The sequence below is a fragment of the Actinomycetota bacterium genome (assembly GCA_036280995.1).
Taxonomy (GTDB): Bacteria; Actinomycetota; CALGFH01; order CALGFH01; family CALGFH01; genus CALGFH01.
Genome location: DASUPQ010000318.1, coordinates 1 through 9,514, shown reverse-complemented (window position 1 = coordinate 9,514; position 9,514 = coordinate 1). Strand labels below are relative to the sequence as shown.

8 protein-coding genes and 1 tRNA gene are annotated in these 9,514 nt (G+C 73.8%); 3 read left to right on the top strand and 6 right to left on the bottom strand.

The features are described from left to right. Positions 1-183 precede the first annotated feature (183 nt). The gene (locus VF468_10760) at positions 184-1,119 is read left to right on the top strand and encodes a type II secretion system F family protein (GenBank protein HEX5878785.1); all 936 of its coding nucleotides are present in this window, start codon (positions 184-186) and stop codon (positions 1,117-1,119) included. Between the two features lie 2,486 nt (positions 1,120-3,605). Further along, positions 3,606-4,607: a hypothetical protein gene (locus VF468_10755; protein HEX5878784.1), complete on the top strand. Its 1,002-nt coding sequence runs from the start codon at positions 3,606-3,608 to the stop codon at positions 4,605-4,607. Between the two features lie 13 nt (positions 4,608-4,620). On the opposite strand, the gene VF468_10750 is transcribed toward VF468_10755, so the two are convergent. The 3 genes from VF468_10750 to VF468_10740 are packed head-to-tail and all read right to left on the bottom strand — an operon-like array spanning position 4,621 to position 7,087. Continuing rightward, positions 4,621-4,797 carry a hypothetical protein gene (locus VF468_10750; protein ID HEX5878783.1) on the bottom strand — a complete coding sequence of 59 codons (177 nt, stop codon included), beginning with the start codon at positions 4,795-4,797 and terminating at the stop codon, positions 4,621-4,623. Beyond that, positions 4,757-6,112 carry a hypothetical protein gene (locus tag VF468_10745; GenBank protein HEX5878782.1) on the bottom strand — a complete coding sequence of 452 codons (1,356 nt, stop codon included), beginning with the start codon at positions 6,110-6,112 and terminating at the stop codon, positions 4,757-4,759. The genes VF468_10750 and VF468_10745 overlap by 41 nt, the downstream gene beginning before the upstream one ends. Positions 6,113-6,115: 3 nt before the next feature. Then, on the bottom strand, positions 6,116-7,087 hold the full coding sequence (locus VF468_10740; protein ID HEX5878781.1) for a DnaB-like helicase C-terminal domain-containing protein: 972 nt from the start codon (positions 7,085-7,087) through the stop codon (positions 6,116-6,118). A gap of 208 nt (positions 7,088-7,295) precedes the next feature. On the opposite strand from VF468_10740, the gene VF468_10735 reads away from it, so the two are divergent. Continuing rightward, positions 7,296-7,370, top strand: a tRNA-Val gene (locus VF468_10735). Positions 7,371-7,397: 27 nt separating this feature from the next. Here VF468_10735 and VF468_10730 read toward each other — a convergent pair. From VF468_10730 to VF468_10720, 3 genes are all read right to left on the bottom strand, one after another. Next, positions 7,398-8,405, bottom strand: coding sequence for a site-specific integrase (locus VF468_10730; protein HEX5878780.1), 1,008 nt, complete (start codon positions 8,403-8,405; stop codon positions 7,398-7,400). Positions 8,406-8,519: 114 nt separating this feature from the next. After that, positions 8,520-8,675, bottom strand: coding sequence for a helix-turn-helix domain-containing protein (locus tag VF468_10725; protein ID HEX5878779.1), 156 nt, complete (start codon positions 8,673-8,675; stop codon positions 8,520-8,522). A gap of 88 nt (positions 8,676-8,763) precedes the next feature. Further along, a partial coding sequence (locus VF468_10720; GenBank protein ID HEX5878778.1) for a replication initiator occupies positions 8,764-9,514 on the bottom strand: 751 nt, incomplete at its 5' end.

The following is a 9,514-nucleotide window of genomic DNA, read 5'->3' as shown; positions in this document are numbered from 1 at the left end:
AGCCTGATCCTGTCCATCCTGCCCATCCTGCTGTTCGGCGCTCTGCTCCTCCTCAACCCGCAGTTCCTGCGGCCGCTCTACACCACCGGCCTCGGGATCATGATGATGGCCGGATCCGCCGTGCTCATGATCCTCGGGGTGATCTGGCTGCGGAAGATCACCGAGATCAAGGTCTGAATCGCCATGTCGACTCCGCTCCTTATCGTCGGCGCCCTCGCCGTATTCCTGGCCGTGTTCGCGATCGCCTACTCGGTCCAGTCGATCGTTGCCGAACGCCGCCAGGTCTACCGGACGCTCCAGGCCATCCGCGCGGTCGAGCTGCGCCCGACCGACCTGCGCAACCGCGAGCTGGCCCGCCCCGCCCGCGAGCGCCTGATCAAGCCCTTCTACAACGCGGCTCTCGGCCTGGCGCGCCGCTTCACCCCGGCGGGGGCGAGGGACGCCATCAGGCGCAAGCTGATCATGGCCGGCAGCCCGTTCGGCTGGGACCCCGACCGGGTCCTGGTCGCCAAGGTGGCCTGCCTCATCGGCGGGATGCTTCTCGGCCTCCTGTTCCTGGTCATCTTCGGGTTCGCCTGGCCCATCCGGGTCCTGGGCTTCCTGGCCATCAGCCTGCTCGGGTACCGGCTGCCGAACCTCGTGCTCACCAACGCCGTCCAGCGCCGCCAGAACGAGATCCGGACGGCCCTTCCCGACTCGATCGACCTGCTCACGATCTGCGTGGAGGCGGGCCTCGGCTTCGATGCGGCCCTGGCCCACGTCTCCAAGAACACCAGCGGCCCCCTGGCCGACGAGTTCTACCGGACCCTGCAGGAGGTCCAGCTCGGCCGGAGCCGCAACGAGGCCATGCGCAACCTTGCCGACCGCACCAACGTCCCTGAGCTGCGGGCTTTCGTGCTCGCCATGGTCCAGGCGGACGTCTTCGGGGTGTCGGTGGCCAACGTGCTGCGCGTCCAGGCGAAGGACATGCGGGTCAAGCGTCGCCAGCTGGCCGAGGAACGGGCGATGAAGGTTCCCATCAAGGTCCTGTTCCCCGTACTCTTCTGTATCTTCCCCGCCTTGTTCGTCGTGATCCTGGGGCCCGCCATCATGCGCATCGTCGACGTCTTCGCAAAGTAGGATCCCTGATGTCTCGCCATGTCGTGCTCCTGCGACGTGACCCCTCGCTGGGCCTCGCCCTGCGAGCGTTGCTCCACGGCACCGGCCGGGTCACCGAGCTCGGGGACCTCAAGGCCTGGCCGGAGGTGCCCGCCGGCAGCATCGACGCCGTCGTCATCGACCTCCCCGAGGCCAGCCGCACCAAAGCCATCGGCCTGGTCAGGTCACGCTTCGACGGCCGCCTCGTCGTGGTCCTCGACCCCGCCGACGACCCCGCCACCGTCCCACCCCGCCACGCCTGCTCGGTCGTCCAGCGCCCGTTCGAGATCGTCGAGCTCTGGCAGTTGGTCACGACCGATCCCGCAACCCCTTCCACGGACGCCGCGTCGGTGGGGGAGGAGCGCCCGGCGGCCGCGGGGTCGCCGGAGGGGGAGAAGGGAGTCGCGGAGGGTTTCGGAACTCCGCCGGTCGAGCGGGAGATCGGGTCCGTCCGGCCGGCGGCCTCCGGGTCCTGGGAGCGGGAGGTTCCGCCCTCCCCGGCTCGCGGTGGCCCGTCGGCGCCCCAGGCTCCCGGGCATGCTCGCCCGCCGGCGGGGGATGCCTCGACCTGGAGGTGGCGGGGCCAGCGTTACGGCCCGGCGACCGCCATCCCGTCCGAGCCGCCCGACAACGAGGGCGCCGGTGGCCCCTCCGGCGCCAAGCCCGAGCCGCGTACCGGCGACCAGGCCCGCGCGCAGGGAGCGCTCCCGCGCCGGTCGGCCGACTCCCGGCCGGGGGGCACCTCCGCTCGGGCGGCTGGCCGGCCGGGCGAGGGTCCGAAGGCGGCCGACGGTGGCGCGGCCGGCGATGTCGACCCCGAGCAATCCCGCCCGGCCGGACCAGGCGAAACTGAGCCAAGAGCACCGCGTACGACCCGGCGCCGGCGTCCGGCTCGGAGCGCGACACCGGCCCCGGAGGAGCAGACCGCCGGGGTCGCGGAGACCGGCGAGCAGACCACCGGGGCCCCAGGTACCGGCGAGCCGGGCAGCGCCACGCCACCGACACCGCCGTCCGCAGGACGGCCCGGGGTTCGGGACCCGGATGCACCTGGGGGATCGACCGGCTCCAACAAGCGGCCGGCCGCGGGGGCTGCGGCCGCAGGGGCCGCTGCCGCGAGCGCGGCCGCCGGAGGTGCCGCCGGCGGCGCTGCGGCCGGCGGATCCGCCTCGCGGCCGGGCCCGCAGGTGGGGGATCCAGCTCCCGGGCGTGCCGGCGCTGCCGCGGGCTCCGGTCGGCCCGGCCCATGGCCGGCGCCGTTGCCGACCGCGGGACCCGCCCCTGACCAGCCGGCAGCGGTGGCGTACCCGGTGGGCGGCGCCGGTCCCGAGCGGCCGTCGCTCCTCCGCCGGCTCGCCGGCCGTCTCGGAGGCCGCAAGCCGGATGCCGAGGTCCTCGGGGAGGTGCCCACCGACGTCCGATCGGCCTCCGTCCCTGCGTTCGAACCGCCCGCGTCCCCACCGGAGGGAGCGTCGCAGCCCCCTACTGGACCGCCGGTCTGGCCAGACTCGGCAGCCCAGTCCCGCCCGGCATCGGCTGAGGCTCGTTCGCGGCCCTCGTCTCCGCCAGCGTCCCTTCCCACGCCTCGTTCTGAGCCCCGCCCAGTGCCTCCCCGAGCGGAGCCGGCCGCGTCCCCACCTCCGAAGCCGCCAACTCCGCCACCGGTCGGCCCAACCCAGGCCCCATCGGCCACTCCGGCCACCGAACCACCGGGCCAGCCCGCGCCGCCGTCCGGGGGACCCGAGCCAGCCGCCATCCCGCCGAGCCAAGCCACACCATCGTCACCGGCCGCCGACCCAGCCGCCACACCGTCGGCACAAGCCGCGCCGCCACTGGCACCCGAACCACCCGCCGCGCCCCCCACCGCTGAACCCGCGCCGGCTCCGTCCTCGGAACCCTCCCCGCCCGAACGCGCCGCCGGCCCCTCGCCCGCCCCATCGACACGATCGCGAGCGCGTCGGCCCATCCGCCCGGCCCGCCCGGAGCGACCGACCCGGCCCACCCCGCGACCCACCCCTGAAGCACCGGCCGAGTCCAGTGCGCGACCCACCGCCCGCCCCGCGCCCCCACCCGGCGAACCGGCGCGACCCACCCGCGAGGATGCCGCCCCGGCCGCCGCCGCCCGAACGGCGCCCCAGGAGCAGCCCCAGCCGGCGCGCGAGGAGCCCGCCCCCGTCGCGGCGTCCGCGCCCGACGCGACGGCGGCCGTCCCTGACGACCCTCGCGACGCCGTGGCCGCCGCCGAGGCGGTCGACGACACGGAACGGGACGCAGCGCCCGCCCCGACAGCCAAGGCCGAAGCCGACCCAGCGGCCATACAGGCCGCCGCCACCGCGGCGCCCGCTCCGCGCGACCAGGCCCCCGCCACCGCCGCCCCAGCCCCGCGCGACCAGGGCGCGTCGACGCCCAGAGGACCCGAGCGGAGGCGACGGCCGGACCGCCGCCGCGGCGAACCACCGCCGGCCGCTCCGGTGCCGCCCCCCACCCCGGTGGGGGAGGGCGACCGCCCTCGACCACCGCAACCGGCGGCCCAGCCACAACCCGCGACCCCGGCGGCGGCGAGCGTGGCCAAGCCGGCCGCCCCGCCCGGCGCCGCTTCCGGCGAGCAGGAGCCGGAGGCGGCGGTGGCGAAGGCCCGGCCTGGCAGCGGCCCGCTCGGCGTCCCTCCCGACGCACCCGAGGCCCTGCTGGCGGCCGAGGAGGTGGCGGATGCGCCACCCGGACCGATGCCGGGGACGTTCGCACACCCGCCCGGGACCGCGCCCCCGGGCGCCGGCGAGGCCGCGGCCGGCGAAGGCGCGCCGGAGCGCCGGAGCCGGACCCGCCGCGCCCGCAACCTCCTGCGCTTCACCGCGCCCCGGCGGCCCGAGAGCACCGAGCGTGAGGCTCCCGTCCCGGACGCCGCCGCCCCTCCCCCTCTGGCCGATTTCGACCGCCTCACCGCCTCGATCGAGAGCGTCACCGAGGCCCTCGGCGGCCAGCCGCTGGAGTTCTACGAGCGCGACCTGCCGCAGATCGCCGCCGCCGAGACGGCCCGGCGGATTCGGGCCGACGTGGTCGTGCTGCTGCTCGACAATGGCGAGGGGCTCATGGAGGTCTCCGGCGGGGTCGGCCTCACCCCGGCCGAACGGCGCCTGAGCGTCGAGTACAGCCGCGACGTGATGCGGGAGCTGTTCCGGGCCGGGGTCGGGCTGATCGAGGACACCGACCGGGTCCGGGGCGCGCTCGCCGGCATCCCCGGCAGCCGGGCCGAGACGCTGGTGATGGTGCCGCTGGTCCACGAGCGGCTCGGCTTCGGGGTCCTGATAGCCGGCCGCAACCGCAGCCAGACCGGCGTCCCGACCGAGGTCTTCGCCGACGCCGAGATCGAGGTGCTGATGGGCTTCGCCGACGCCGCCGCCGCCTCGCTGCGGACCGCGGTCCTCCTGCGCCACCTCAAGGGCCAGCTCCGGGCCCTGGAGGAGGAAGGCTAGGGCCGGGCGGCCCTCAACCGCCCGCAACCCGCCGGTAGACCAGCGCCTCCCCGCTCGAGAACACCAGCCGCCATCGCCCCGACGCCTCCAGCAGCTCGACCAGGGCCGGCGACGCCCGCCGGCTGGTGACCACGTGGCCGACACCCCACTCATCCAGCTGCCGCTCGGCGTCCCAGTGGCCCGCGATCACGGCCAGGTAGCGGATCCAGCGGTCCGCCGGCGGCAGCTCGATGCGGGAGTCGAATCCCACCTGCACCCGCGGCCCGAAGCGGAACTCCAGGTAGGAGCCCCACGCCTGGTAGTTGAACATCCGTCCCGGCTGCGGGTTGGCGGCCAGCCAGTCGGCGGTGGCCTCCGGGGCGGCGGTCAGCTGCGGACGCGAGTCGCCGAGGGCCCGCTTGCCCAGCGGCGAGGCCACCACCAGCCCCCACCACCAGCGTGGCGAGCACCAGAACGTTGACCGCGGGCACCCCCCGATCCTCCCCGACGGGCCGGAGTGGGCGCGGCCGAGCGAGCGCGCACAGCGCCACCGGCAGGGCCAGCCCGAACCACGCGACCCCCCGGACGGCCCAGAACGCGAGGCCACCAAGGAGCGCCATCCTGAGCAGCTGCTCGGGGACCCGGTGGGGCGCCGGCGCCCGGACCAGGGCGACGACAAGGACGACGACGGCGCCAAGGACCAGGATCCCGGTGAGGTCGTGGATGCTCGTCGGCGCCCACTCGGTGATCAGCTTGGAGACCACCCGGTTGGTCGGGAGCGAGATCGCGTAGCCGAGCACCCCCACCCCCCAGGGGTTGACCAGCAGCCCGGCGACGCTGGCCGCCGTGACCAGCAGGTAGCGGACGGCGCCGGACCGGTCCCGCCGCCACACGGCCGCCGCCACCTCGATCGCGAGCAGCCCGACCCCCACCACGAAGGCGCCATGGAGGTTCGCCCACAAGGGCATGAGGAGCGGGATCGCCAGCGCGGCCCGGGGACGGGTCCTGGCCACCTCCAGCAGGTACAGCTCGACGGCGAACAGCAGCAGGGAGAACATCTGGGGCCGGGCCGAGAAGGTCGCCGCCGCCGCCGCGTACCCGGCGAGGACGGCCCCGGCGATCAGCCGCAGGTTGGCCGTCCGCCGGCGGCACGCCGCCGCCACCAGTGCCCAGGTGGCCACCGCAACCAGCGCGTTGACGACGACCACAAGCGGGAACCCGCCCAGCCGCCAGATGCCGTACAGGACCAGCTGGGCGCCCCAGTTCTGGTCCAGCCACGGCCGGCCCGCCGTCGTCCAGGCCAGCGCGTCGGTCCGTGGCAGTGCGCCCTCGGCGACCATCAGCTCACCCACCTTCACGTGGTAGGCGAGGTCGATTGCGCTCGGCACCCGGGCCAGCGCCATCAGCCCGATCGCGCCGAGCACCACGATCAGCCACAGCCGCGGCATGCTCAGCCAGGGCCCCGAGCCCTTGCCGTGGCCGGCGGCCGCCTCGACGGGCGGGTGCCGGGTCGCCGTCTCCTGCATCGCTCAGGTCAGGTAGAGCCGGCCGTCCACCAGCTGCTCGCTCAGGAACCCGCCGGCCGGGTCGAAGCAGGCGTAGGCGAAGCGCTTCCGGAGCTCGAAGTCGATCCCGTCGACCCCGCCACGGTTCTTCTCCAGTGAGAACACCACCCAGCTGTGGAAGCCCTCGGCCACGTTCGGCTGGTACACGACATGGTGGCGGGCGACCGCCCGGTGCTTGTCGTTGAGGATCAGCACCACGTCCGCCTCGTACGCCAGCGAGGTGTCGCCCCGCAGATGGTGGATCCGCATCCGCTGCGCCTTGACGCCCTCGGCGTCGGCGGCGACCACGGCCAGCACCACCACCGACTGGCTCATGGCCAGCTCCTTCAGCCCCTCGACGGTCCGCCGGACCTGCTCCTCCTCGCTCGGCGGGTCGGGGTACACCGACACCTTCTGCAGGTAGTCGACGACCACCAGCAGCGGGCCCTCCCCGGGACAGGCCCGGGCCAGGCTCCCGATCGCCTCGACCGTGGTCATCGCCCCCGCCTTGACCAGGAACAGCCGCTCCTCGTACGCGGCCAGCCGCTTCAGCACCGGCTGGGCCTGCCCGAGCTCACCCAGCAGCCCGCCGATGCCCTGGTCCGCGCCCCCCGCCTCGGCCCTCGCCGCCAGGAGGTTCCGCAGGTCGCCGACCGCGATCGGAGTCTCGTCCCCGTCCAGTGCGCTCTCCATGGCGATCAGCCGTTCGAGCAGGAACTCCTCCGAGTGCTCGTAGCACACGTACAGCGCCCGCCCGTGCCCGGCCGCCGCCACGTGCCGCGCCACCTGCAACGCCCAGGTGCTCTTGCCGACCCCCTGCGCCCCACCCAGCAGGAACAGCTCACCCACCCGCATCCCGCCATGCAGGTACGAGTCCAGCGGACTGCACCCCGTCGGGATCCCCCGCAGCCCGTTCGACCGGCCCGCCCGCACGTCCCCGTCCAGCTGTTCGAGCACCCCACGCAGGCTGACAATCCGATGCCCATGCACCCTCGACTGCCCAGGCGTCGCCAACCTGACCCCCTTCAGACCGCCCACGTGGCCCCGGCAGCCTAGAAACTCCCCGCCGCCTACGCATCCGCAGAACTGCCCAACCCCAACGAACCAGTTCCGCCCCCGGCCCGTTGCGGCCCCTCCACCGCCCCCCGTAGACTTCCCCGCACCAGGGCGTGTAGCTCAGCGGGAGAGCGCTGCCTTCACACGGCAGAGGCCACAGGTTCGAAACCTGTCACGCCCACCAACCATCATCGCAGGTAAACGCCCTCCACTAGTGTTCCTGGCCGGCTGCCCGGGCGCCGGCAGGCGGCGAACAGGCGGCGGGCGCATTCAGCACCGCCCGCACCCGGGCATGGGTGTCAGCCGGCACATGGGTGTAGCGGTTCAGGGTCGTGCTCGCCTGCTCATGGCCCATCACCGCCTGGACCACGTTCACCGGCACCCCCTCGGAGATAAGCCAGGTCGCATAGCAGTGACGCAGGTCATGGAACTTCGGCCGCTCCACCAAGCCCGATCGGGCAAGCGCGGGCAGCCACACTCGCTGGCGGAAGTTCGCCCGGCGCAGCGGTCCGCCATGCTCGTTGCGGAACACCAGCTCATCCAGCTCGGCCGGAAAGGCGGCCAGGTGCTCGGCCAGGGCCTCGATCACAAAGTCCGGCAGCGGCACGCTGCGCCGGCTCGCCTTCGACTTCGGATACAGCTTGCAGGTCACCCGGCCGGCGACCTCCACCGCGACCTCGACCACCTGGAGCTCGCGCCGGAGCAGGTCAACGTTGCGGCGCCGCAGCCCGACGCATTCACCCCAGCGCAGCCCGGCACCGGCCGCTGTGGCCACGACGGCCCGGTAGCGGCGGGGGAGCGCCGGCAGGACTTGAACCAGGAGCTGCTCGCGGGTGATCGTCGCCCCGGCATCAGCGGTTCGGCGGCGAGGCGGCAGCCGCACGCCATCGCAGGGGTTGGCGCCGAGCTTGCGGCTACGCACCGCTGTGGCCAGGATCGCCGACAGCAGCCCATGGCAGGACGCCACCGTCTCCGGGGCCAGCCTGCGAGAGAGGCGTTTCACCCACGCCTGCACGTCTAGGTGCTCAATGCGGCCGATCGGCCACTCGCCCCACATCGGCAGCACATGCTTATCCAGGCGAGAGCGGTTGGCCGCCGCCGTCGTCAGCTCGACCTCTCGCGCCGCCCACCAGCGGTCGGCCAGCTCGCGGAACCGCAGCTGGGAGCCAGCCGGGTCCACGTACAGCCCGCGGGTCTTGTCGCCCTCGACCTGGGCCAAGAACGCCCGCGCCTCCCGCTTGGTCCTGAACGTCTTGGTCCGCTCCTTGCCCTCCGGCGTCCGATAGGCGGCCCGCCAATTCCCGGAGGGTGCCCGGCGTAGATGCCCCACAGCTCACCCCCTGTCTGACGCGCTCGCCAAGAACGCGTCGAGCTGGACCCGAGGCACCACCCACCGCTTCCCAAGCCGCAGTCCCGGCAGGCGACCCTGCCGGAGTAGCTCATAGGTGACGCCCAGGCTCAAGCCCATCACCGCCGCAGTCTCCCGCACCGTGTAGGTCTGTCACTCACTATCCGGCAGGTCCGTACTCCCTTCGGCTCTCGTTGTCATCTCGCCTCCACGCCTCACCTACTGGCGGTCATGCGGCCGCCGTTGTGCTCCTTAGCTCCTCTCTGGCCACCCGCCGCTCTTCCCGCGCCCGAGCCGCCGCCGAGGCCGCCAGCCACGCCTCCCCGGTCGACTGGTAGCCGGAACCCTGGTAGACCCAGGAGGCGACTACGAGCACGGCCTGGTCATCGTCAGGCTGCCCCCAGGCGTCCAGCGGGAGGCTGGCGCCCTGGCGCCGGCGAATGGCGTAAGTGACCCGGGCCCGACGAAGAGCGCCCAGCGTCGTGGAGTAGCGGCGGCTCTTGGTCGAGAAATGGCCGCCGAAGCCGAGCATGTGCGCCCACTTACGCAGCCGGAGCCCCACCAACGACGGACGACCGCCCAACTCCCAGCACGCCCGGACGAGCTCAGCCACATGGGCCGGCACATCCAGACCTTCAAGCTCAACCTCACCTACACGGTGATCCAGGGTGACGCCCACGGCCTCGGTGCCCTTGGTCGCATACTTGGCGACGTAGCCGGCCACCTGCTCGGCGCTCAGCTCCCCGTCGTCGCCGGCCTCAGTAATGTGGCGCACGTCGAGCTGCTCGCCCCAGCGGGCGGTCAGGGTCACGTCCTGGTCCTCGTCGACCATGGGGCAGGGCACGGCCACGGTGGCGGCGACCTGTCGGACGGCCGCCTCGAGCAACTCGGCGGTGAACCCAGCCGGCGGCGGCGTCACACAGGCCGGGCAAGCGCAGGCGGTGGCCGCGTCCAGGCGGATGATGGCGTGGAAGTGGACC